The organism is Ramlibacter paludis, assembly GCF_022012305.1.
GTDB classification, from domain to species: Bacteria; Pseudomonadota; Gammaproteobacteria; order Burkholderiales; family Burkholderiaceae_C; genus Ramlibacter; species Ramlibacter paludis.
This window is the reverse complement of record NZ_JAKLTM010000020.1, coordinates 1-268: the sequence shown is the minus strand read 5'-3', so window position 1 is coordinate 268 and position 268 is coordinate 1. Positions and strand designations below refer to the sequence as shown.

1 protein-coding gene is annotated in these 268 nt (G+C 67.5%); it reads left to right on the top strand.

Translation table 11 applies throughout. From position 1 onward, the window contains the following. The coding region (locus LZ009_RS24180) for a hypothetical protein (RefSeq protein ID WP_275700560.1) at positions 1–268 on the top strand (268 nt) is incomplete at both ends.

Below are 268 nucleotides of genomic sequence, written 5' to 3'. Positions count from 1 at the left end.
CACCGGCGAGGTGCTGCAGACGATCACGCTGACCAACGACTTCGGCACGCCCTACAGCTTCAACTACACGGGACTGCAGTTCGTCGCGGCGGACATGACGCTGGGCACGACGGCGGTGCCTGCGGGCAGCCTGCTGCTGTTCAACGGCTATCCCAACCCGGACCGGGTGGTGGCGGTCAATCCGGGCACGGGCGCGGTGCTGGGCGGCCTGAGCCTGGATGGCAACTACGACCTGATCGCGGGCGTGTACGACGCCACGACAGGCCAT